Raw genomic sequence first — 23,326 nt, 5'->3', positions numbered from 1 at the left:
TTTCATGACGGGATGCTATGCAGCCGAAATTGCCCTGCCTAATTCATATTTCTTGCCTCGCGATATATAATTTTTCAATACCTCAGTTCGGTCGTGGGTTCGCGCCGTCGGTTTGCACGGCGCCACAACCTAGGGGAGTACGTCAACGTGGCCACACACATTACGCTTCGCCAGATCGAATACTTCATCTCGGTGGCTGATACCGGGCAGATCTCCAGATCTGCCAATCTCTGCGCCGTTTCGCAGTCGTCGATGACGATCGCGCTGAAGAATCTCGAAGACACCGTGGGGGTGCCGCTGCTGCAGCGCCACGCAAGGGGCGTCCGCCTGACCCGAGCAGGCGAGCGATTTCTTCGGCATGTGCAGAACGCGAATGTGTCCGTCGGGCGCGCCGTGGTCGCGGCCCAGGAGGAACCTGAACAGATTTCGGGGCACGTTCGGGTGGGCGTCACGGAAACCGTCTCGGCTTACCTGATGCCGTCAATGCTTGCTACCGTCTCGCAGCGCTTCGAGCACCTGACTGTCGAGGTCATCGAAGACGCGCGCGAGGATATCGAGCAACGTCTCGTCGACAATCAGCTTGATATCGGTCTGATGCTTGTGTCCAATACGGCCAACGTGGACGAGCTGAAATACGAAACGATTCTGCGCTCCATGCGCCGGCTTTGGACCCATCCGGATCACCCGTTGCAAGATGCACAACAGGTCACGCTGCAGGACATTGCGCAGGAGGACTACCTTTTACTCGACATGGACGAGCATGTCCGAACTGTTCGCAAGTATTGGGGAAAATATGGCCTCGCACCGCACGTGCGTATCCAGAGCAAGTCGATAGAAGCCGTGCGAAGCATGGTCGCACTCGGGTTGGGCGTCACGATTCTTTCGGACCTCGTCTATCGTCCGTGGTCGCTCGAAGGGAGCCGGATTATGAGGCGTGACCTGAGCATTCCGATCCCGACCATGGACGTCGGCGCCGTCTGGCACCGAAAGAGCATCCTGCCGACGCCCGCGAAAGTGCTGCTAGATCTCTTCCGGTCCTGGAAGAAGACAATCCAATAGTTGATCGTTCCTGACGGACATAGCGGACGTTCGGTATGCGAGCGACCGGGAATTGATGCGAAGCCGACACACGAACGTCACACCTACGAGCCAGGTGAAGGCGAACGGCAGATTCTTGGGCCGACAGGCAAAAGGCGCTACTTGCCGAGCCGGCAAAACTAAACGCTTTCGCCAGAACGTCAATATCAGGCATCCTGCCCCGCAGCCCTGACATATCTCCCCGGCGTCTCGCCAAAAGCCTTGCGGAACATCGCGATGAAACTGCTTGGGCTGGCATAGCCCAAGACGTCTGCGACCGCCGAGACGCACTCGCCCTACGCGAGCAGATACACGGCACGCAGCAGCAACGCCTGCTGTCGCCACTCGGCCAACGATATGCCGAGCGATACGGAAAACAGGCGCCGAGCGGTTCTAGCCGACAGGCCGGCCATTGACGACAGTGCTTCCAGAGAGTGTTCCCGGCTCAAATCCTTCAGCACGATGCTGACCATCTTCAGCAGGCGCTTGTCGTCCGGTATGGGAAGGTGCAGTGGTTCATGCTCTGCCGCGCGCATTTCGTCTATCAGCACTGAGACGACCCGCGCCTCTTCAGGCGTCCGCTCGACGGGATGGTTCCACGGTGCGACGCGCTGTATCAGCGCTCCGAGCAAAGGTCCGACCGCCAGGACCTGCGGTAGCAGTCTTCCTGCTGGGACGACATGGCCCGCGAAGTCGGGACTGACGCTCGTAGGCGATGCCGCCCACGTAATGCCGCCAATGGGCGCAGGCGTCAATCTGGCCATGCTTGACGCTGCCGAACTCGCTGAAGCAATCGTCGCGGCGGCAAACTGGCGAGACGCGGTTTGCGCACAGGAGCAAGTCATGCTTGATCGGGCGGCGCCTATCGTTGAAGAATGTTTGCGCGGTTTCGGCGAATGGTTCGACGCGTAGTGGCGCTCGCACACACTGCTTTACGGGAGCACAAGCGGCATCAGGCGGCAGAGTTCGTGCGCACCGGGCACGCTTCTTCGCAGAGCAGTCTCCTCGAGACGGCTCTCCCGCCGAAATGTCTATCGGACCGGGAGGGATGGCGCGCGCTGGCGCTGGGTCCATCCAAGCCTCGCCTCTGCGAGACTCAATGACATACCGAGAGTCAGTTCCTCGGCATCACGCGTTCCGCAGGCAGGGAGCCGCGGATCGTAGCGACCTATGACCAACGTCTCGCGACGCCCATTCAGGCGATAGTCGAACGGGAAACTAACTACCTCAGACGACGTAACGGCCACATACAGGCCACGTTGGTCGGCCACTTTGGTGGCCACCTTGTAGATACTGCCGGTCGGGTTGAGCGCCCGCAATCCGGGGTCCGTAAGCGTCGGGGAAATCCAGGCGCTTATGGACCTCTGCAGACCTCTGCAGAGGATCCTAAATCACTCCCACTCAATCGTCGCCGGCGGCTTCCCCGAAATGTCGTACACCACCCGGTTAATCCCGCGCACTTCATTAATAATGCGGTTCGACACATGCCCCAGCAACTCGTGCGGCAGATGCGCCCAATGCGCGGTCATGAAGTCGAGCGTCTGCACCGCGCGCAGCGCGACCACATACTCGTAAGTCCGGCCGTCGCCCATCACGCCGACGCTCTTCACCGGCAGAAACACCGCGAACGCCTGGCTCGTCAAATCGTACCAGGACTTGCCGGTTTCCTTGTCGATGAACGTGCGCAGCGTCTCGATGAAAATCGCGTCCGCGCGACGCAGCAGGTCCGCAAACTCGCGCTTCACTTCGCCGAGAATCCGCACGCCAAGACCGGGACCGGGGAACGGATGGCGGTACACCATCGCCGGCGGCAGACCGAGCTTCACGCCGAGTTCGCGCACTTCGTCCTTGAACAGTTCGCGCAGCGGCTCGAGCAGCTTCAGGTTCAGCGTCTCCGGCAGGCCGCCCACGTTGTGGTGGCTCTTGATGGTCTGCGTCGCCTTCTTGCCCTTGCCCGCCGATTCGATCACGTCCGGATAGATCGTGCCTTGCGCGAGCCACTTTGCGTCGGTCAGCTTGCCGGCTTCCGTCTGGAACACTTCGACGAATTCCGCGCCGATGATCTTGCGCTTCGCTTCCGGATCGGTCACGCCTTCGAGCTTGCGCAGGAACACATCGCTCGCGTCGACGTGAATCACCTTCACGCCCAGGTGATCCGCGAACGTGGCCATGACCTGCTCGGCTTCGTTCAGGCGCAACAGGCCATGATCGACGAACACGCACGTCAGTTGATCGCCGATCGCGCGATGCAACAGCGCCGCCGCGACCGACGAATCCACGCCGCCCGACAGACCCAGAATCACGTGCTCGTTACCGACCTGCTCGCGAATTTTCGCGACCGCCTCGTCGATGTAATGGCCCATCTCCCAGTCGGGACGCGCGCCGCAAATCTGCAGCACGAAGCGCTCGAGCATCGCGCGGCCTTGCACGGTGTGCGTGACTTCCGGGTGCCATTGCAGACCATAGAAATGACGCTGCTCATCGGCCATCGCGGCGATCGGGCACGATTCCGTCGATGCCATCAGCGCGAACCCCGGCGGCATCTCCAGCACCTTGTCGCCGTGGCTCATCCACACCTTCAGCATGCCGTGGCCTTCGGGCGTCGTGAAGTCGCTGATGCCTTCGAGCAGGCTCGTGTGATTGCGCGCGCGCACTTCGGCATAACCGAACTCACGCAGATGGCCGATGTCGACCCGGCCGCCCAGTTGCTCGGCCATGGCCTGCATGCCGTAGCAGATGCCGAGCACGGGCATGCCGAGTTCGAACACCACTTGCGGCACGCGCGGCGTGTCGGTTTCAGTGACCGAGCTCGGTCCGCCCGACAGGATCACGCCCTTCGGCGCAAAGTCGCGGATGAACGAAGCATCGACGTCATACGGATGGATTTCCGAATACACGTTGGCTTCGCGAACGCGACGTGCAATCAGTTGGGTGACTTGCGAACCGAAGTCGAGGATCAGGATCTTGTCATGCATGGCAGCGGACGATGTCAAAAGTGAGCGGATACGGAATGCCGCGCGTACGGCGCGGCGTTGAATTCAAAGCGGTCCACGAGGGAACAAACGGCCGGGGCTTGCGACGGTGAAGCGCAACGGCGGGAAAGCGGAACGCAATGCTGATGCCCGCGTGACGTTCGCTCGTTGCGCCCGAAGCCACAACATGGGTCACCAGGCTGCGGTGCGGCGCGCGTGCGGATTCCGGTTGCTTCGGCAAACGAGTCGCGCGCGGCCAGTCAACCATGGAACGGAGGCCGTGGCGCATTCGCGGCGTCGTCGGCGGCATTGCGGGCATCGTCGCGTGCGGCAGCAGCAGCTTCAGCGCGTGCCGCTCGCTCCGACGGGCTCAGCACTTCGCCCGTCGTGGCATGCAAATGGGCGGAGGTCGTCGGGTTGACCGGCGACGCTTCGGACGCCGCGGGCACCACAGGCGCCACGCCAGGCCTTGCAACCGGATCAACTCCACGCCCGATAACAGGCTCAACCACCGGCTCCGCGTGATACACCGGAAACCCCGCCGTAGCCGGCACAACCGGTTCACGGCGATTTGCCTCGAGGTTCGCCGCGTTTTTCGCGGCGTCTTTTGCGGCCTGCTTTTCGGCGCGCTCAGCGGCAACAGCCTCAGCGACGCGCAACTTCTCGCGCCGCCGCACCGCGCCCGACAAACGCACGCCGCCAAGACCGAGCACCAGCAGCACGACACCGGTCAGCACCGCGACGATCTGCCCGAACGCGCTCAGCGACGGCGTATGCAGCCCGAGCAGCCACACCAGCATGAGCACGCCGGTCAGCCAGTTCACATGGCCGACCACGCGTGCCACCGACGAAGTCAGCGCCCCGTCGATCGACGCATGCAACGCCAGCCAGGCGAGCCCGATGAGCGCCAGGCCAAACGCCTGGCCGGCCAGAGCCGGCTGCGTCTGCACCAACAGCAGCGCGTTGTACAACGACGTCCAGGGCGTCAGCAGGAACAGCAAGCCGAACGCGAGCAGCAACAGCGCATCGACAATCAGTACAGCGCGCAGCAATGGCTTCATTGGCGTTTAGTCCACGTGGTAGTTGGGCGCTTCCTTGGTGATCTGAACATCGTGCACGTGCGACTCGCGCAAACCCGCGCCCGTGATCTGCACGAACTCGGCCTTCTCGTTCATCTCGGCAATCGTGCGGCAGCCGCAGTAGCCCATGCTCGCGCGCACGCCGCCGATCAGCTGGAACAGGATCGCGTTCACGGAACCCTTATAAGCGACGCGGCCTTCGATGCCTTCCGGCACCAGCTTGTCGATATTCGCCGAGTTGTCCTGGAAGTAGCGGTCCGCCGCGCCGTCCTTCATTGCGCCGACCGAGCCCATGCCGCGGTACGACTTGTACTGACGGCCTTGATAGAGGAACACGTCGCCCGGCGCTTCTTCGGTGCCGGCGAACATGCTGCCCATCATCACGGCGTTCGCGCCCGCTGCCAGCGCCTTGCTGACGTCGCCCGAGAAACGCACGCCGCCGTCTGCGATGACCGGCACGCCCGTGCCCTTGAGCGCTTCCGACACGTTCGCGATTGCCGTGACCTGCGGCACGCCGACACCGGCGACGATTCGCGTCGTGCAAATCGAGCCCGGGCCGATGCCGACCTTCACGCCGTCCGCGCCGTATTCGACGAGCGCTTTGGCTGCCGCCGCGGTGGCGATGTTGCCGCCGATCACCTCGACGTGCGGGAAGTTCTGCTTGACCCAGCGCACGCGCTCGAGCACGCCCTTGCTGTGGCCATGCGCGGTGTCGACGACGATCACGTCCACGCCCGCCTGCACCAGCAGTTCGACACGCTCTTCGTTGTCCGCGCCGACGCCGACGGCCGCGCCCGCGCGCAGCTTGCCGTGCTCGTCCTTACAGGCGTCCGGGTGTTCGGTCTGCTTGGTGATGTCTTTCACCGTCATCAGGCCGCGCAGCTCGAATGCGTCGTTGATGACCAGCACGCGCTCAAGGCGGTGGCTGTGCATCAGCGCCTTGGCCTCGGCGAGCGACGTGCCTTCCTTGACGGTCACGAGGCGCTCGCGCGGCGTCATGATGCTGCGCACCGGCTCGTCCAGACGCTCCTCGAAACGCAGGTCGCGGTTGGTCACGATACCGATCAGCTGCGAGCCTTCCACCACCGGAAAGCCGGAAATGCCATGCTGCTGCGACAGCGCGATGACGTCGCGCACCTTCATTTGCGGCGGCACCGTGATCGGATCGCGCACCACGCCTGACTCGAACCGCTTGACCTTGGCCACTTCACGCGCCTGTTCGGCAGCCGTGAGGTTCTTGTGGATGATGCCGACGCCGCCCATTTGCGCCATCGCAATGGCGAGACGGGCTTCGGTGACGGTGTCCATGGCGGCGGACACGAGCGGCATATTCAGGGAGATGTTGCGGGTCAGCCGGGTCTTGAGGCTGGTGTCGCGCGGCAGAACATCGGAGAAGGCCGGGACGAGGAGCACGTCATCGAACGTGAGTGCTGTTTGGATCAGACGCATGGCAAATCCTATAGGCGCAAAAGCGAATTATACGCGATACCTCCCCGCTTTTCACTGCGCGAACAGCAGCTTAGCGAATTTCGGGCGCATTTTTTCGTGGCTTTTACACCCTTGATTTCGCTTCGCCGTTCGCCTCGGGTTCGATCGCGTTTCGTTTGCTCGGGCCCGAATGCAGAATCAAACAAGACGCCCCTCGCGCCGGCCGGCTACGCTTGCGACCATTCCAGTTTTTTCGCAGGAGCAGTCGATGCAGCGCGGTGTCGCCTATGGAGTCATGGCCGGAGCCCTATGGGGCATGGTGTTTCTGGTCCCGCGCGTGCTGCCGGATTTTTCGCCGCTGTTGCTGTCGGCCGGCCGCTACACGATGTACGGCGTCGTCGCGCTCGCAGCGGCGTTGCCCACGGCGCGTTCGCTGCTCAAGCGCCTGACTCGCGAGGACCTCGTCGCGCTCGTCAAGCTCGCGCTGGGCGGCAATCTCCTGTACTACCTGCTGCTGACGGCGGCGGTGCACCTCGTCGGCATCGCGCCGGCGTCGCTGATCGTCGGCGTATTGCCGGTGACGGTCACGCTGATGGGCCGCGGCGACCGCGGCGCGGTGCCGCTCGCGCGCCTCGCGTGGCCGCTTGCGGCCGTGATGGCGGGCATCGTCTGCATCAATATCGACGTCTTTACGGCCGCCGACGGCACGCCCGCCGGCGTCCTGACGAAGCTGCTCGGCCTTGCCTGCGCAGTCGGCGCGCTCGGCTGCTGGACGTGGTTCGCGGTCGAGAACACCCGCTACCTGCAACGGCACACGCATTTCAGCGGCAACGAGTGGTCCGTGCTGTGGGGCGTCGTGACAGGCGCGCTCGGCGCCGCGCTGTGGCTCGCGATCGCCGCGCTGCCGCCGGGCGGCCCGCAGGGCGAACTCGCGCAAAGCCGCTGGCACAGCTTCTGGGCGCTCAATCTGGTTCTCGCGATCGGCGCGTCGTGGCTTGGCAACGGGCTGTGGAATGCGGCGTCGAAGCGGCTGCCGTTGACGCTTTCCGGTCAGATGATCGTGTTTGAAACGCTGTTCGCGCTGCTCTACGCGTTCATTTACGACGAGCGCCTGCCGCGGCCGCTCGAACTCGCCGCGATTCTGTTGCTGGTGGCGGGCGTGTGCTGGTCGGTGCGTCAGCATGCGGACGACGATTCCGGCGGCACTGCGCCGGTCGAAGAAAAGGCTCAGGGTTCGGCGCCCTAGCACGCATGGTCCACGGGCCGCCCCGCATTGCAGGGCGCGCACCGCGCAACGTACGCGTTTAACGCGAATCCTTGTTCTGCCAGCGACGCCCTTCGATCGAGCCGGCCTTGCGGGTCTTCTCGACGCGACGCTGGCGTGACACCTTCGGGTCCACGAGCAGCGGCCGGTAGATCTCGACGCGGTCGTGATCGGCGAGCACGGTGTCGAGCGGCTTGAGCTTGCCGAATACGCCGACCTTTTGCGTCGCTAGATCGATCTGAGGAAAACGCTGAAGAATGCCGCTTGCCTCGATAGCCTGTGCGAGCGTGGCGCCCGCCGGCAATTGCACGTCGACGAGCGCCTGTTCGTTCGCGAGCGCATAACAGACCTGGACGGACAGACGCCCGCTCATGCCTTGCCGTAGCGCTGGTCCGCGCGCTTCACGAAAGATTCGACGAATGTATTGGCGATGTGATTGAACACCGGCCCGATGATCTTTTCGAGGATGATGTTGGTGAACTCGTAGTGCAGCGCGAACTCGATCTTGCAGGCGTCCGCGCGCAGCGGCGTGAAGCGCCAGAAGCCGGTGAACTTGCGAAACGGCCCGTCGGCGAATTCCATGTCGATGCGGGTGGGCCGCTCCATGCTGTTGCGCGTCGCAAAGTGCTGCTTGATGCCCTTGAAATTGATGTCGATCTTCGCCTCCATGCTGGTATCGTCCCGATGACGGACCTCGACGCCTCCGCACCAGGGCAGGAAGTTCGGGTAATCGGCGACGTCGGTGACGAGGTCGAACATCTGTTCCGCCGAATGGCGGATCAACACGGTTTTCTGGACATCTGCCATAAATTGAACAGCACGTGGCAAGGGTGGACGGGCGCGGCGGGCTTTCCTTGCCCCGCTTTGCTAAAATCGTGATTTTAAACGAGTTGGGCACTTTCCATTCATGAGCATTATCGACAACAGAAAAGCGTTCTACGACTACTCGGTCGAAGAACGTTACGAAGCAGGGCTCGTGCTCGAAGGATGGGAGGTCAAGGCGCTGCGCGCCGGGCGCGGCCAGATCAAGGAAGGTTACGTCGTGATCAAGAACGGCGAGCTGTTCCTGATCGGCACGCACATCAGCCCGCTGCCCGAAGCCTCGACCCACATCAACCCCGACCCTGTTCGCACGCGCAAGCTCCTTTTGCACAGCGAAGAAATCAGCAAGCTGATCGGCAAGGTGGAACAGCGCGGCTACACGCTCGTGCCGCTGAATTTTCACTACAAGGGCGGCCGCGTCAAATGCGAGATCGGCCTCGCCAAGGGCAAGAAGATGCACGACAAGCGCGAAACCGAGAAAAAGCGCGATTGGGAGCGCGAAAAGGCGCGTTTGATGCGCTCGCCGACCTGAGTCGTGGGCGGGCGTTTGCCGCGACGCTGCCAGAGCAGCGTTTACCGAGCACGATAAAAATGGCCCGCTTGCTGCGGGCCATTTTTTTACAGCAATGGCGCAACGGCGCCCAACGCAAAAACCAACGCGCGCTCAGCGCGCCTCCGCCACCCCGCTCTTGCCCTTGTTCACGATGGTCAGCGCCGATGCGATCATCGAACTCATATCCGCGAGATTGCCGGGCACGATCAGCGTGGTGCCCTGCTTCGCCAGATTGCCGAACGCGTTCACGTATTGCTCGGCGACCTTCAGGTTCACCGCCTCCATGCCGCCATGCGACTGAATCGCAGCAGCAATCTTCTGGATGGCTTGCGAATTGGCCTCGGCAACCGCAAGAATCGCCGCGGCCTGCCCTTGCGCCTGGTTGATCGCCGCCTGGCGCTCGCCTTCCGATTTCTGGATTGCCGCCTCGCGCCCGCCGGACGCGATGTTGATCTGCTCCTGCTTGCGCCCTTCCGAAGCCGCAATCAACGCGCGCTTTTCGCGCTCGGCCGTAATTTGCGCCTGCATCGCGTGAAGGATTTCCTTCGGCGGCGTCAGATCCTTGATCTCGTAGCGTAGGACTTTGACGCCCCAGTTCGCCGCTGCTTCATCGAGTGACGAGACGATGCTGTGATTGATGAAGTCGCGCTCCTCGAAAGTCTTGTCGAGTTCGAGCTTGCCGATCACCGAGCGCAGCGTGGTCTGCGACAACTGCGTGATCGCGAACACAAAGTTGCTCGATCCATACGACGCCTTCATCGGATCGGTCACCTGGAAATACAGCACGCCGTCCACCTGCAACTGCGTGTTGTCGCGCGTGATGCAGACCTGGCTCGGCACTTCGAGCGGAATTTCCTTGAGAATGTGCTTGTACGCGATCCGGTCGACGAAAGGAAACGCGAAGCTCAGGCCCGGCGTGAGCGTGCGGTGATAGCGGCCGAGCCGCTCCAGCACCCACGCGTGCTGCTGCGGCACGATCTTGATGGTCTGCGCCGCCAGCACGATCACAATGACGAGCAGCACTGCCCCGATAATGGTGGAATCCATTTACGCCCTCCAATCTTTAGTTGGTTTGATTAGTTAGTTCGGTTAACTAGTTCGGTTGACTGGTTTGGGTCAAACAAGTCAGCGAATGTCCGACGCTTACCGCGTATTAGCGTGATGCGTCGCGGGCCGCTTCGCCGCGACCACAAGACAACTGCCGTGCAGTTCGATGATTTCGTAGGTTTGAGCATCTTCGGGCTCGCCGGGCGCCAGTTCGGCGTCCCATTGCGCGCCGCGATAGCTGACCCGCGCGCGACGCTCGTGCCACGCGGGCACGCTGAGCGTCTGCCCAATGTCGAGATTGACGTCCGGATTCGCGGACGCTTCCTTGCGCGTCCTGCGGCCAAAGCGCGAACGCTTGAGCACAAACACGGCCGCCAGCGCGACGACCGCGGCAACGGCGAACTGCACGTCGGCGGCGGCGCCCGCAATATGCGCGATAGCCGCCGCGACGCAACCGAGCGCGATCATCAGCAGATAGAACGTGCCGCTGAGCAATTCCAGCACGACCAGCACGCCCGCCCCGACCCACCAGAACAATCCCCCTGGCGCCACGTCGACCTCCACAAAGCAAAACACCCCGGATCTACCGGGGTGTTTATAGCACGAAGCGCGGACAAATTACCGGCATTCAGGACGCGCTTCACTGCGCCGCTGACGCGCGTTTGACGCGCCGTTGATATGCCGCACTTTTCGTTATGCGTGCCGCTTAGGACGCGGCACGCCGCACGCTTACTTCGTCGACGATTTCGCCAGTTGCTGCCACGTCTCGATGATCGTGTCAGGGTTCAGCGAGATCGACTTGATGCCTTCATCCGTCAGCCATTGCGCGAAGTCCGGATGATCCGACGGACCCTGACCGCAGATGCCGACGTACTTGTCCAGACGCAGACACGTTTCAATTGCGCGCTTCAACATGAACTTGACCGCCGGATCGCGTTCGTCGAAATCGACCGCCAGCAGTTCCATGCCGGAGTCGCGGTCGAGGCCGAGCGTGAGCTGCGTCAGGTCGTTCGAACCGATCGAGAAGCCGTCGAAGAATTGCAGGAACTCTTCGGCGAGAATCGCGTTCGACGGCACTTCGCACATCATGATGAGACGCAGGCCTTTCTCGCCGCGCTTCAGGCCAAACTTCTCCAGCAAGCCGACCACGCGCTCAGCCTGCTTCAGCGTACGCACGAACGGCACCATGATCTCGACGTTGTCGAGGCCCATCTCTTCGCGCACCTTCTTCAGCGCGACGCATTCCATCTGGAACGCTTCGGCGAAGTCTTCGGCGATGTAGCGCGACGCGCCGCGGAAGCCCAGCATCGGATTCTCTTCGTCCGGCTCGTAGCGCGAACCGCCGATCAGCTTCTTGTACTCGTTCGACTTGAAGTCCGACAGACGCACGATCACAGGCTTCGGATAGAAGGCCGCGGCGATCGTCGCGATACCTTCAGTCAGCTTGTCGACGTAGAACGCGCGCGGCGATGCGTGACCGCGAGCGACGCTTTCCACGGCCTTCTTCAGGTCCTGGTCGATGTTCGGGTACTCGAGAATCGCCTTCGGATGAACGCCGATGTTGTTGTTGATGATGAACTCGAGACGCGCGAGACCGACGCCCGCGTTCGGCAGTTGCGAGAAGTCGAAAGCCAGTTGCGGGTTGCCGACGTTCATCATGATCTTCACCGGAATGGGCGGCAGTTCGCCGCGCTGCACTTCGGTGATTTCCGTTTCGAGCAGGCCGTCGTAGATCTTGCCTTCGTCGCCTTCCGCGCACGAAACCGTGACGAGCGCGCCATCCTTCAGCACGTCGGTCGCGTCGCCGCAGCCGACCACGGCCGGCACGCCCAGCTCACGCGCGATGATTGCCGCGTGGCACGTGCGGCCGCCACGATTGGTGACGATTGCGGACGCGCGCTTCATGACCGGCTCCCAGTTCGGGTCGGTCATGTCGGCGACCAGCACGTCGCCCGGCTGCACACGGTCCATTTCCGACGGATCGTGAATCACGCGCACCGGGCCCGCGCCGATCTTCTGGCCGATCGCGCGGCCGGTAGCCAGCACGTTCGATTGACCCTTCAGCTTGAAGCGCTGCTCGGCCTTGCCCGTCGCCTGGCTCTTCACCGTTTCCGGACGCGCCTGCAAGATAAAGATCTTGCCGTCGCGGCCGTCCTTGCCCCACTCGATGTCCATCGGACGCTGGTAGTGCTTTTCGATGATGACCGCGTATTTCGCGAGTTCGATCACGTCTTCGTCGGTGATCGAGAAGCGGTTGCGCTGCTCGTGCGTCACGTCGACGGTCTTCACGCGGCCTTCTTCACCGGCCTTCGTGAACTCCATCTTGATGAGCTTCGAGCCAATCGAGCGGCGGATGATCGGATACTTGCCTTGCGCGAGCGTGGTCTTGTAGACGTAGAACTCGTCCGGATTCACCGCGCCTTGCACGACCGTTTCGCCGAGACCGTAGCTCGACGTGATGAACACCGCGTCCTTGAAGCCCGATTCCGTGTCGAGCGTGAACATCACGCCGGCCGCGCCGACGTCCGAGCGCACCATGCGCTGCACGCCCGCCGACAACGCGACTTCAGCATGCGTGAAGCCCTTGTGAACGCGATAGGAAATAGCGCGGTCGTTGTAGAGCGACGCGAACACGTGCTTCATGCGATCGAGCACGTCTTCGATACCGACCACGTTGAGGTAGCTTTCCTGCTGACCCGCGAACGATGCGTCCGGCAAGTCTTCCGCCGTTGCCGACGAACGCACGGCAAACGACAGCTCTTCAGGCGAGCTGTTTTGAAGCGTGTCGAAGCCCGCGCGAATGTCGGCTTCGAGTTGCGGCTGCATGGGAGCGTCGACGATCCATTGACGGATCTCCTTGCCCGCTTCGGCAAGCGCCTTCACGTCGTCGACGTCGAGCGTCTCGAGACGTTGGGCGATGCGTTCCGTCAGGTTGTTGTGATGCAGGAAGTCACGGAAAGCCAGTGCCGTCGTGGCGAAACCGGTCGGCACGCGCACGCCGGCTTCGGCAAGCTGACTGATCATCTCGCCTAGCGACGCGTTCTTGCCGCCGACAATCTCCACATCGGTCATCCGCAACTGCTCGAACGGAACTACATACGCCTTATCCTTTGCGACGGTAACTGCGTTAGTCATACAAGCCCCTAAGTGTGAAAGAAATTCACGGCTGTGCAAGTGGGCTCGAACGCGAGACGCTCATTGGAAGCGTGAGCTCGCGTCTTGCACAACCTGTTGGAGAAGCAATCGCTTGTGGCGCCGCGCGGGTTCGGGCTTGCGCTCCCGTTCCACACGAAGAAGGCGAATCGACGCATTTAGCGCCCGATCAATCGCGATCCGCCCGCTTTAGCACCAGATAACATCGCGTTGAACGACCGTTCGCAGCGAGTTAGACGCCAATCGCCTGCAATTGCTTATCCAACAGGTTGCCGCTATTCTACCGTGCCGACTCTCGAAATGTGACTGTCGGACGAGAATTGCGCCTCGAATCGCGCCAGGCTGCCCGCAGGGCTCTTCCAATGCATGAAGAGAGCCTCCAGGCCAGTCCTGGCGTAGTAGCGGTGCCCACGGCGCGCTGTTTCGACGCCGCTGCATGAGTGGTCAGCCACCGCGCAGCGAAGTCGCTCCAGCAATGTTCCATTCGAGCGCTTTTTGCCGCTCACGTTCCCTGCCCCACTGATGCCGCCCACCGTATTCATCGTCTCCGACGGTACCGGGATCACTGCCGAAACCTTCGCGCATTCGATCCTCTCCCAGTTCGACCAGAAATTTCGCCTGGTCCGCGTGCCTTTTGTCGACTCGACAGAAAAGGCCTACGCCACGCTCGAAAAAATCAATGAAGCGGTCCAGCAGGACGGTCGCCGTCCGATCGTCTTCACCACGCTCGTGGACAGCGCATCGAATCAGATCGTCAAAGGCTCGAACGCGCTCGTGCTCGACATGTTCCAGACCTTCGTCGAGCCGCTCGAACAGGAACTGGAGCTGAAGTCGAGCCACGCGATGGGGCGCGGCCACCAGAACGCGGACACCGAGGAGTACAAGAACCGCATCGAGGCGATCAACTTCTCGCTCGCGCACGACGACGGCCAGTCGAACCGCAATCTCGCCGACGCAGACGTGATCCTCGTCGGCGTATCGCGCAGCGGCAAGACGCCGACGAGCCTCTACCTCGCGATGCAGTACGGCGTGAAAGCAGCGAACTATCCGCTGATTCCGGAAGATTTCGAGCGCGGCAAGCTGCCTACGCCGCTATTGGCGCATCGGCAGAAGATGTTTGGCTTGTCGATCGATCCGCAACGGCTTTCGGAGATTCGCAACGAGCGCCGGCCTGGCAGCAAATACGCTGCGCCGGAAAATTGCCGTTACGAGATCAACGAAGCCGAGGCGATGATGCGTCGCGAAGGGATCAAGTGGCTGTCGTCGACGCACAAGTCGATCGAAGAGATCGCGACCACGATCCTGCAGGAAATCAAGCTGGATCGGCCGTCGTATTGAGCGAGCCTTCGCTCGTTTATGCGCGGCTCGCGCGCTGCTGTCTGCATTGCTCGAACACGCAGACAGCCGCGGCCGCCGCGACGTTCAGCGATTCCATGCCGCCCGGCTGCGGAATCGTCACGCGCAACGTGACCGCGTCGCGCCATGCTTGCGACACGCCGGCGCCTTCATTGCCGAATACCCACGCCAGTTCCGCGCTCAGATCGCAATCGTAGATCGCTTCGGCGCCGTGCGAATCCGTGATGACAACCGGCACCGCGAGGCGCTCGATCAACGTCTGCGCTTCGACGTCTTCGTGAATCTGCAGCAGGAAGTGCGCGCCCATGCCCGAGCGCAATACTTTCGACGACCAAGCGTATGCCGTGCCCGGCGCGCAGAACACCTGCTGAATGCCGGCCGCGGCCGCACTGCGCAAGATGGAGCCGACGTTGCCTGCGTCCTGCACGCCGTCGAGCACGATGCAGGTTTGCGCGACCGTGTCGGGCAGCGGCGTATCGAGCTTTTCCACGAGCAGCAGCATGCCGACGCCGTGCACGACATTCGACAGTTGTCCGAACAGCGCGTCTGGCAGCGTGACGATGCGTTGCTCGTCGATACGCGAAACGATCGCCTGAGCTTCGTCGTGACGAAGCGCGCCCTCGGTGACGATGCACATTTCCGGCTGCCCCGCGACGTCGAGATACGCGCTCGCGAGATGAAAACCTTCCAGCAGCGCATGACCGCTGCGACGCTGTTGATGCGTCGATCCGGCAAGCGCCTTCAGGCGTTTATAGAGCGGATTCTCCCGCGAGGTGATGGCTTTCACAGGCAGCGAAGACGATGAGAAATGAGGAGAAGGATGAGCGCGTTGCTGATCGCAGGCGGTGCGGCTAGGTGCTGGTTACGGCGACGGCAGCATTGACGGGCGATTGTGCCACGTTAGCTGTGGCGTCTTATGCTCACGCGCCGCTGCGTTCGCCGAACGCGTCGCTGTCGAGCAGCGCATCGTCCAGCACGCCGTCCGCGAGCATTTCCGGCACGGCGATAATCTCGCCCGCCGGCAGCGGCACGCCGGTGCCAAATCGCAGATGCGCTTCGCGCACGGGTGCGAACGAGCGCCGGTGATGCTCGCACGGCCCATGTTCACGCAAGGCCGCCAGATGCTGCGGCGTGCCGTAGCCGGCATGCGCGTTAAAGCCGTACACGGGATAAGTCTGGTGCAATTCGAGCAGCATCCGGTCGCGCGTCACCTTCGCAAGAATCGACGCCGCGGAAATGCTTTTGACCAGTGCGTCGCCGCCGATCACCGCTTCGCTGCGAACGCTCAGCGTGGGGCAGCGGTTGCCGTCCACCTTCACGAGCGTCGGCGTGACGGACAGCCCTTCTACCGCGCGCTTCATGGCCAGCATGGTGGCGTGCAGAATGTTCAGCGTATCGATTTCCTCGACCGTTGCCGAGGCGATGCAGTAAGCGAGCGCACGGTCGACGATCTTCTCGTACAGTTCGTCGCGCTTTTTCGCGGTAAGCACCTTCGAATCGTCGAGGCCGCGAATCATCGGCTTCGACGGATCGAAAATCACAGCAGCAGCGACGACCGGCCCGGCCAGCGGCCCGCGCCCGGCTTCGTCGACGCCGCAGACGATGTCCTCCGCCGTCTCGAAGTTCAGGCCGACCTGCCGAGTCGCCGCGCTGGCGACGGCCGCGGTCTTGCGGCGTGGCGAGCGGGCAGCGGCGTGCGCAGCGGCGTGCTCGTTAGTGCGCTTGGTGCGTTCGTCGCTCACGGCCGCGCCCTGCGCTTCTCAACGACACTCGCGACCACTTCCGCCGCACGCTGCGCGGTGTTCTGCTTCAGCACGTGATGCATCTCCGTGAAGATTTCCGTCAGCGTGCGCCGGTTGGCTTCATCGCGCAACTGTTTCAGCGTGGCTTCGGCGAGCGCCTGCGGCGTCGCGAAGTGCTGCAGGATTTCCGGCACCACGAAGCGGCCCGCCAGAATGTTCGGCAAGCCGACGTACGGCAGATAACCCTGCCGGCGCATGATCTGGCCCGTCAGCCAGGGCACCTTGTACGAGATGACCATCGGCTTTTTCAGAAGCGCGGCCTCGAGCGTGACCGTGCCGCTTTTCACGAGGATCGCGTCGGCGGCGGTCATCGCGAGTTGCGACTGGCCGTCCGTAATGGTCAGCGCGAGGCCGGGGTGCGAATCGACCAGCGGGCGCAGCATCTCGCGCAACGCCGGCGTCGCCGCGGGCATCACGAAGCGCAGACCGGGCTCCTGGTGCTGCATCATTTCCATCGCGGCGAAAAACGTCGGCCCGATCAGATCGATCTCCGAGCGGCGGCTGCCCGGCAGCACCGCGATGACCGGACCGCTTTCCGCCAGACCGAGCGTGCGGCGCGCGCCGAGCGTGTCCGGCTCAAGCGGAATTTCGTCGGCGAGAGGATGACCCACGTACGATGCCGCGACGCCCGCCTTTTCGAGCAGCGCCGTTTCGAACGGGAACACGCACAGCATATGGTCGACCGCCTTGGCGATCTTCTTGATGCGCCCGCCGCGCCACGCCCAGATGGACGGGCACACGAAGTGAACGGTCGGGATGCCGGCCTCGCGCAGCGGATGCTCGAGCCCGAAGTTGAAATCGGGTGCATCGACGCCGACGAACACCGAGGGCGGCTCGGCCAGCAGTTGGCGCTTCAGGTCGGTGCGGATGCGCAGAATCTCGGGGATATGCCGCAACGCTTCGACATAGCCGCGCACGGACAGCTTCTCCATCGGCCAATGGGCGTCGAAACCGGTGGCGACCATGCGCGGACCGCCGATCCCGTAATAATGCGTGGCGGCAGGCAGGCGGCTCGCAAGGCCGTCCAGCAGCGACGACGCCAGCAGGTCGCCGGACGGCTCGCCGGCCACCATCGCGATGCGCAGCGGACTGGGTTGCAATGCCATCGCTTAGCGGATGATGCCGCGCTGCGACGCTTCGACGAATGCGAGCAGCGTCCCAACCGGGCCGTCGCCGTCGCCGCCGGCGGATGCAAGCTCACGCAGTTGCGCCTTGGCTTCCTCGAGCGACAGGCTGTTCTTGTACAACAGACGGTACGCCGAGCGCAGCGCCGAAATGGCGTCCGGCGAGAACCCGCGGCGGCGCAGACCTTCGACGTTGATGCCGTGCGGCTCCGCCTTGTTGCCGGCCGCGATCACGAACGGCGGAATGTCCTGCACGAGCGCCGATGCGCCGCCCAGCATGGAATGCGCGCCGATGCGCACGAACTGATGCACGCCCGACATGCCGCCGACAATCGCGTGGTCGCCGATCGTCACATGGCCGGCCATCTGCGCGTTGCTCGACAGAATGACGTTGTTGCCGACATGGCAGTCATGGCCGATGTGCACGTACGCCATGATCCAGTTGTCGTCGCCGAGCGTGGTCACGCCTGCGTCCTGCACCGTGCCGGTGTGGATCGTGGTGAACTCGCGGATCGTGTTGCGGTTGCCGATCTCGAGCCGCGTCGGCTCGTCTTTGTACTTCATGTCCTGCGGACGGCCGCCGACCGATGCGTAGTGGCCGATGCGGTTGTCTTCGCCGATCGTGGTGTGACCTTCGATCACACTGTGCGAGCCGACCGTGGTCCGCGCGCCGATCGTGACATGCGCGCCGATCACGGCATACGGTCCGACTTCAACGGATTCGTCGAGTTGTGCGCCCGGTTCGACGATCGCAGTGGGATGAATCCTGCTCATGCGTCCTCGCTTCTGATTCTGTTGCGTTGTCTGGATGGGCTGCGGCGAGCCGGCTGCGCTGCATGAGGCGCCGGCTGGCCGAAGCTCGAGTCAGGTGCCCTTGATTCAGGCGTCCTTGTCCGTGTGACGCACCGCGCACATCAGGTCGGCTTCAGCCGCCACCACGCCGTCCACCTCGGCTCGCGCCTTGAACTTCCAGATGCCGCGCATATGCCGTTCGAACGTGCAGTTGAGGATGAGCTGATCGCCCGGCTCGACGACACGCTTGAAGCGCGCGTTGTCGATACCGACAAACAGATACAGCGTGTTCGACGGATCGCTCGGCTCTTCCGAGAACGTCAGCAGCGCCGCCGTTTGCGCAAGCGCTTCGAGGATCAGTACGCCAGGCATGACCGGACGCGTCGGGAAATGCCCCTGGAAATACGGCTCGTTGATCGACACGTTCTTCAACGCTTTGATGCTCTTGTGCGGCTCGAGTTCGAGCACCCGGTCGACCAGCAGGATCGGGTAACGATGGGGCAGCAGCGTGAGAATCTTATGGATGTCGAGATTGATTTTTTCGGTGCTCATGGTGTTTCTGCTCACGCATTGACTGCGCGATGATGACTGCGGATGCTGGTGCAGGTGGGTTGTCAACGCGTTGTTAGCGCGTGATGAGCGCATGCTGCCGGCGCTCGCCGTGAACCGGTTGCCATGCCACCGCGGGTCACGGCAACCCTCTTCGCTTCCTGATATTCGCCCGCCATTTTACGCGGAGTCGGCGGGCCGTCCGGAAAACTAGCTTTTCTCACTCCGTGCATGACCTGCCGCGCCGGATGCCGCGCTCGCCGGCTTGCTGTCCTGCTGATCCGCTGCGGCGTTTTCCAGTGCCTTGATGCGGTCGCGAAGCTTGTCGATATTGCGCAGCAAGGCCGCGCTCTTGTTCCAGTCGGCGTGATTCACGGCCGGGAACGCGCTGGTGTACATGCCGGGCTTGAGCAGCGACTTGGACACGCCGGACTTCGCGGTCACGATCACGTGATCGGCCAGCGTCACATGCCCGGCAATGCCGACCGCGCCGCCGATCATGCAGTGACGGCCGATGGTCGTGCTGCCCGCAATGCCCGCGCAACCGGCAATGACCGTGTATGCGCCGACTTTGCAGTTGTGCCCGATCTGCACGAGGTTGTCGATTTTCACGCATTCCTCGATGATCGTATCGGCCATCGCGCCGCGGTCGATCGTGGTGTTCGCACCGATTTCGACGTCCGCCGCGATCGACACGCCGCCCACTTGCGGAATCTTCACCCAGCTACCGGTGCGCGCGTCGCCTTCGCCGACGAAATCCGGCGCGAAGCCGAAGCCGTCCGAACCGATGACCGCGCCCGCGTGCACGATCACGCGCTCCGCAAGCTTGCAGCCGTGATACACGGTGACATTCGGATAGAGATGCGAGCCAGCGCCGATGCGCGTGCCGCGGCCGATGGCCACGTTCGCGTCGAGCCGCACATTCTCGCCGATGACCGCGCCCGCTTCCACCGTGACATGCGGTCCGATCACCGCGCTTGCGGCGATCTGCGCGGACGGATCGATCGTCGCGCTCGGATGAATGCCGGGCGCGACCTTCGGCGTGGCGAGGTCGATGAAGGTTTGCGCGACGCGCGCGAAGTAAGCGTACGGGTTCGGTGTGACGATGAAATTACGCCCGCTGCCCGATGCGAGCTTCGCGAGGTCGTCCGCATTGATCAGCACCGCGCCCGCGCGGGTTGTTTCGACTTGCGACAGGTACTTCGGGTTGGCGAGGAACGCCAGCTGGTCCGGGCCTGCCTGGTCGAGCGGCGCCAGACTGCCGACGCGCTGCGAACCGTCTCCCACTACTTCACCGCCGAACCGCTGGACGATGTCCTCGAGCGTAAAAGCCATGCCTATCGTGTCTCCTGCTGATCAGTACAACTTGTCGGTGCGCGCTGTCAGTGCGCGCTGTCGGCGCTCTACTACCGCCTTCAGTTGCCTGAAGCCGCGAGAGCCTTGAGCACCTGATCCGTAATGTCGATGCGCGGGCTCACATACACCGCTTCCTGCACGATCAGGTCATAGTGCTGCGCCTCGGCGATCTGCTTGATCACCTTGTTCGCGCGATCCAGCACCGCTGCCAGTTCTTCATTGCGGCGCTGATTCAGGTCTTCGCGAAACTCGCGTTGCTTGCGCTGGAAGTCGGTGTCGAGTTGCGACAGATCGCGCTGCTTTTGCGCACGGTCCGTGGACGACATCGACGCGCCGTTCTTGTCGAGCGAATCGGACATCGACTTGAGCTTCTGCGCCATGTCCGCGAGGTCCTTGTCGCGCTTGGCGAACTCGGCCTCGAGCTTGACCTGGGCCGCCTTCGCCGCCGCCGATTCCCGCAGAATCCGGTCCGAATTCACCGCGGCGATCCTGGCTTCCTGAGCGTGCGCCACTCCGACGCCCAGCGTCATTGCCAGCGCCAGCGCGCAAGCCACACGTTTCGAAAACATACCGGTTAGCAAAGTGATCCTCTCGATACTGTTGTTTGGCGAGCCGTCCGCAACGCGGATCAGAACGCCGTCCCGATCTGGAACTGGAACTTCTGATACTGGTCGCCCGTGTGCTTCGTGAGCGGGAAGCCCAGGCTCAGCTTGAGCGGCCCGATCGGCGAAATCCATGCGAGACCGACACCGTAGCCGTAACGCAGACCGTTCGCGCCGTTCGAATTGGCCGCAGCGCTCGCGTCCGCCCAGACGTTACCGGCGTCGAGGAACGTGAACACGCGCAAGGTGCGATCATAGCCGGTGCCCGGCAGCGGGAATGTCAATTCGATGTTGCCGACGAGCAGCTTCGAGCCGCCGATCGGATCGCCCGTCGTCTTGTCGCGCGGACCGAGCGAGCTCGGCTCGTAGCCACGGACCGAACCGATACCGCCCGCGTAGTAGTTCTTGAAAATCGGGTATGGCTTGCCGCCCGTGCCCTTGCCGTAGCCGCCCTGGAAGTTGAAGCCCAGCACGAAGCCGCGCGCAAACGAGTAATAGTACTGTGCGTTGATGTCGGCCTTGTAATACTGCGTGCTGCCGATCGGCGTGCCGTATTCGGCGTTCGCCTGCGCGAAGTAGCCGCGGCTCGGCACGAGCGCGCTGTCACGCGCGTCGCGCGACCAGCCCACCGTGACCGGCACGTTGTTCGACACGCGGCCGAAGTCGTCGACGTATTGCTTGTACGATGCCGGCGTGTTCGCGTCGACGTCGAGCTTGTTCTGCTCCAGACCCGCGCCGAAGTACACCGTATCGACTTCCGAGAACGGAATGCCGAACTTCAGGTCGCCGCCCATCGTGACGATCTTGAAGCTCGAATCGGTCGAGTAATACAGCGGCTGATACGTGCGGTAGTAGACGTCGGTAATACGCTTGATGCCGTCCACCGTGAAGTACGGGTCGACCTGCGTGACGGTCAACGTGCGATACGTCTTCGCGGTGTTGACGTTCACCGCGAGGCTCGTGCCCGAACCGAACACGTTGTCTTGCGAGACGCCTGCGGACAGCACCACCTTGTCCGTCGACGAGAAGCCCGCGCCCAGCGTAATCGCGCCGGTCGGTTTTTCGGCGACCTTCACGTCCACGTCCACCTGGTCGGGCGTGCCTTCCACGGGGATCGTGGTCACGTCGACGTCGGTAAAGTAGCCAAGACGGTTGATACGGTCTTTCGACAACGCGAGGCGGTTCGAGTCGAACCACGAGCTTTCGAGCTGGCGCATTTCGCGGCGCACCACTTCGTCGCGCGTACGGGTGTTGCCCACCACGTTGATGCGGCGCACGTAGACGCGGCGGCTCGGGTCCACTTGCAGCGTCAGGTCCACCTTGTGATTCGACTGGTCGATCTGCGGCTGCGCGTTGACGGTCGCGAACGCGTAACCGTATTCGCCCAGCTTGTCGACGATTGCCTTGGTCGTGGATTGCAGCTTTTCGGCCGAGAAGCGGTCGCCCGGTTTGATCTTGATGAGCTTGGCAAGCTCCGGCTCGCGGTCGAGCAGATTGCCGGCCAGCTTGATGCTCGAGATCGTGTACGGCTCGCCTTCATGCAGCGTGACCGTCAGATACATGTCCTTCTTGTCCGGCGTGATCGACACCTGGGTCGACTCGATGTTGAACTCGAGATAGCCGCGGTTCAGGTAGTACGAGCGGATATTTTCGAGGTCGCCGGTGAGCTTGTCTTTCGCGTACAGGTCATTCTTCGTGTACCACGAGAACCAGTTCGGCGTGGACAACTGCATTTCGTCGCGCAGCGTGCCGGTGCTGAACGCCTTGTTGCCGATAAAGTTGATCTGGCGAATCTTGGCGCTCGGCCCTTCGGCCACCGAGAACAGCACCGAGACGCGATTGCGGTCGATCGGCGTGATGGTGGTCGTGACTTCGGCTGCATAGTAGCCGCGCGTCAGGTACTGGCGCTTCAGTTCCTGTTCCGCCTTATCGACGAGCGCCTTGTCGTAGTAACGGCCTTGCGACAAACCGACCGCGCGCAGCGCCTTGGTCAGGTTTTCCTTGTCGAATTCGTGAATGCCCGCGAAGTCGATCGTGCCGATGGCCGGACGCTCCAGCACCTGCACGATCACTACATTGCCTTCGGTCGCGATCTTGACGTCGTTGAAGAAACCCGTTGCGTACAGCGCGCGAATCGCTTCGGATGCCTTGTCGTCGTTGAACGTGTCGCCCTGCTTGATGGGCAGGTAGGCGAACACCGTACCGGGTTCGACGCGTTGCAATCCCTCGATCCGGATGTCTTGCACCACGAAGGGCGTGGTTGCGTGAGCAACCAGCCCATGCGCGGCGAATGCCGCGGTTATAACCGTCTTCGGAACAAAGCGATGAGGTTTAAACAACGTGCTTCCCC

The 23,326-nt window shown here is 62.7% G+C and carries 22 protein-coding genes and 2 pseudogenes; 5 read left to right on the top strand and 19 right to left on the bottom strand.

Annotation, left to right across the window (positions count from 1 at the left end):
* The first annotated feature begins 147 nt into the window (after positions 1–147).
* Positions 148–1,059, top strand: a complete 912-nt coding sequence (locus tag C8K18_RS03950; protein WP_029971596.1) for a LysR family transcriptional regulator — start codon at positions 148–150, stop codon at positions 1,057–1,059.
* 185 nt (positions 1,060–1,244) lie between these two features.
* On the opposite strand, the pseudogene C8K18_RS34095 reads toward C8K18_RS03950, so the two are convergent.
* Together C8K18_RS34095 and C8K18_RS33605 are read right to left on the bottom strand one after the other, a co-directional pair.
* Positions 1,245–1,355: pseudogene (locus tag C8K18_RS34095) on the bottom strand (helix-turn-helix domain-containing protein); the annotation flags it as partial.
* Positions 1,356–1,373: 18 nt separating this feature from the next.
* Positions 1,374–1,709, bottom strand: coding sequence for an AraC family transcriptional regulator (locus C8K18_RS33605; protein WP_053858234.1), 336 nt, complete (start codon positions 1,707–1,709; stop codon positions 1,374–1,376).
* Here C8K18_RS33605 and C8K18_RS34025 point away from each other — a divergent pair.
* Positions 1,612–1,989, top strand: coding sequence for an FAD-dependent monooxygenase (locus C8K18_RS34025; RefSeq protein ID WP_308810911.1), 378 nt, complete (start codon positions 1,612–1,614; stop codon positions 1,987–1,989). The two genes, C8K18_RS33605 and C8K18_RS34025, sit on opposite strands and share 98 nt — an antisense overlap.
* 164 nt (positions 1,990–2,153) lie before the next feature.
* Here C8K18_RS34025 and C8K18_RS33595 read toward each other — a convergent pair.
* The 4 genes and pseudogenes from C8K18_RS33595 to guaB all read right to left on the bottom strand — a co-directional run.
* A pseudogene (locus C8K18_RS33595) lies at positions 2,154–2,423 on the bottom strand (Arm DNA-binding domain-containing protein); the annotation flags it as partial.
* Positions 2,424–2,468: 45 nt separating this feature from the next.
* Complete coding sequence (gene guaA, locus C8K18_RS03930) at positions 2,469–4,052, bottom strand: glutamine-hydrolyzing GMP synthase (RefSeq protein WP_107706695.1); 1,584 nt, start codon at positions 4,050–4,052, stop codon at positions 2,469–2,471.
* Between the two features lie 257 nt (positions 4,053–4,309).
* Positions 4,310–5,110, bottom strand: a complete 801-nt coding sequence (locus tag C8K18_RS03920; protein WP_107706693.1) for a hypothetical protein — start codon at positions 5,108–5,110, stop codon at positions 4,310–4,312.
* Between the two features lie 6 nt (positions 5,111–5,116).
* Positions 5,117–6,577, bottom strand: a complete 1,461-nt coding sequence (gene guaB / locus C8K18_RS03915; protein WP_006048697.1) for an IMP dehydrogenase — start codon at positions 6,575–6,577, stop codon at positions 5,117–5,119.
* A 247-nt stretch (positions 6,578–6,824) separates the two neighbouring features.
* On the opposite strand from guaB, the gene C8K18_RS03910 reads away from it, so the two are divergent.
* Positions 6,825–7,802 (top strand): DMT family transporter, encoded by a 978-nt coding sequence (locus C8K18_RS03910; protein ID WP_107706692.1) that lies wholly within the window; start codon positions 6,825–6,827, stop codon positions 7,800–7,802.
* A 58-nt stretch (positions 7,803–7,860) separates the two neighbouring features.
* Here the strand turns inward: C8K18_RS03910 and C8K18_RS03905 are convergent, their stop codons facing one another.
* On the bottom strand, positions 7,861–8,193 hold the full coding sequence (locus tag C8K18_RS03905; protein WP_029970859.1) for an RnfH family protein: 333 nt from the start codon (positions 8,191–8,193) through the stop codon (positions 7,861–7,863).
* Positions 8,190–8,627, bottom strand: a complete 438-nt coding sequence (locus C8K18_RS03900) for a type II toxin-antitoxin system RatA family toxin (protein ID WP_006048694.1) — start codon at positions 8,625–8,627, stop codon at positions 8,190–8,192. Before C8K18_RS03900 ends, C8K18_RS03905 begins: the two co-directional genes overlap by 4 nt.
* A 100-nt stretch (positions 8,628–8,727) precedes the next feature.
* On the opposite strand from C8K18_RS03900, the gene smpB reads away from it, so the two are divergent.
* Positions 8,728–9,174 (top strand): SsrA-binding protein SmpB, encoded by a 447-nt coding sequence (gene smpB, locus C8K18_RS03895; protein WP_006048693.1) that lies wholly within the window; start codon positions 8,728–8,730, stop codon positions 9,172–9,174.
* A gap of 132 nt (positions 9,175–9,306) precedes the next feature.
* On the opposite strand, the gene C8K18_RS03890 is transcribed toward smpB, so the two are convergent.
* The 3 genes from C8K18_RS03890 to ppsA form a co-directional block, all read right to left on the bottom strand.
* Complete coding sequence (locus C8K18_RS03890) at positions 9,307–10,242, bottom strand: SPFH domain-containing protein (RefSeq protein ID WP_006048692.1); 936 nt, start codon at positions 10,240–10,242, stop codon at positions 9,307–9,309.
* Positions 10,243–10,338: 96 nt separating this feature from the next.
* A complete protein-coding gene (locus C8K18_RS03885) occupies positions 10,339–10,794 on the bottom strand; it encodes an NfeD family protein (RefSeq protein WP_107706691.1) in 456 nt (151 codons plus the stop codon).
* A 177-nt stretch (positions 10,795–10,971) separates the two neighbouring features.
* Entirely contained in the window at positions 10,972–13,377 is a 2,406-nt protein-coding gene (gene ppsA / locus C8K18_RS03880) for a phosphoenolpyruvate synthase (RefSeq protein WP_029970856.1), read from the bottom strand.
* A gap of 540 nt (positions 13,378–13,917) precedes the next feature.
* Here ppsA and C8K18_RS03875 point away from each other — a divergent pair.
* Positions 13,918–14,733, top strand: a complete 816-nt coding sequence (locus tag C8K18_RS03875; RefSeq protein WP_006048688.1) for a pyruvate, water dikinase regulatory protein — start codon at positions 13,918–13,920, stop codon at positions 14,731–14,733.
* Positions 14,734–14,749: 16 nt separating this feature from the next.
* On the opposite strand, the gene C8K18_RS03870 is transcribed toward C8K18_RS03875, so the two are convergent.
* From C8K18_RS03870 to bamA, 8 genes are all read right to left on the bottom strand, one after another.
* The gene (locus tag C8K18_RS03870) at positions 14,750–15,538 is read right to left on the bottom strand and encodes an RNA methyltransferase (RefSeq protein WP_107706690.1); all 789 of its coding nucleotides are present in this window, start codon (positions 15,536–15,538) and stop codon (positions 14,750–14,752) included.
* A gap of 133 nt (positions 15,539–15,671) precedes the next feature.
* Positions 15,672–16,493, bottom strand: coding sequence for a ribonuclease HII (rnhB, locus tag C8K18_RS03865; protein ID WP_107706689.1), 822 nt, complete (start codon positions 16,491–16,493; stop codon positions 15,672–15,674).
* Entirely contained in the window at positions 16,490–17,659 is a 1,170-nt protein-coding gene (lpxB, locus tag C8K18_RS03860) for a lipid-A-disaccharide synthase (protein WP_006048685.1), read from the bottom strand. Before lpxB ends, rnhB begins: the two co-directional genes overlap by 4 nt.
* A gap of 3 nt (positions 17,660–17,662) precedes the next feature.
* Positions 17,663–18,451, bottom strand: coding sequence for an acyl-ACP--UDP-N-acetylglucosamine O-acyltransferase (lpxA, locus tag C8K18_RS03855; protein ID WP_053858266.1), 789 nt, complete (start codon positions 18,449–18,451; stop codon positions 17,663–17,665).
* A 105-nt stretch (positions 18,452–18,556) separates the two neighbouring features.
* Positions 18,557–19,021 carry a 3-hydroxyacyl-ACP dehydratase FabZ gene (gene fabZ / locus C8K18_RS03850; protein WP_006048683.1) on the bottom strand — a complete coding sequence of 155 codons (465 nt, stop codon included), beginning with the start codon at positions 19,019–19,021 and terminating at the stop codon, positions 18,557–18,559.
* A 207-nt stretch (positions 19,022–19,228) separates the two neighbouring features.
* The gene (gene lpxD, locus C8K18_RS03845) at positions 19,229–20,353 is read right to left on the bottom strand and encodes a UDP-3-O-(3-hydroxymyristoyl)glucosamine N-acyltransferase (RefSeq protein ID WP_006048682.1); all 1,125 of its coding nucleotides are present in this window, start codon (positions 20,351–20,353) and stop codon (positions 19,229–19,231) included.
* A gap of 80 nt (positions 20,354–20,433) precedes the next feature.
* On the bottom strand, positions 20,434–20,955 hold the full coding sequence (locus C8K18_RS03840) for an OmpH family outer membrane protein (RefSeq protein WP_006048681.1): 522 nt from the start codon (positions 20,953–20,955) through the stop codon (positions 20,434–20,436).
* Between the two features lie 47 nt (positions 20,956–21,002).
* Positions 21,003–23,315, bottom strand: a complete 2,313-nt coding sequence (gene bamA, locus C8K18_RS03835) for an outer membrane protein assembly factor BamA (protein ID WP_029970852.1) — start codon at positions 23,313–23,315, stop codon at positions 21,003–21,005.
* Between the last annotated feature and the right edge of the window lie 11 nt (positions 23,316–23,326).

The organism is Paraburkholderia sp. GV068 (assembly GCF_003058125.1).
In the GTDB taxonomy this organism is placed as follows: domain Bacteria; phylum Pseudomonadota; class Gammaproteobacteria; order Burkholderiales; family Burkholderiaceae; genus Paraburkholderia; species Paraburkholderia graminis.
The sequence above is the reverse complement of the archived record's forward strand: the minus strand, read 5'-3'. Positions and strand labels throughout refer to the sequence as shown.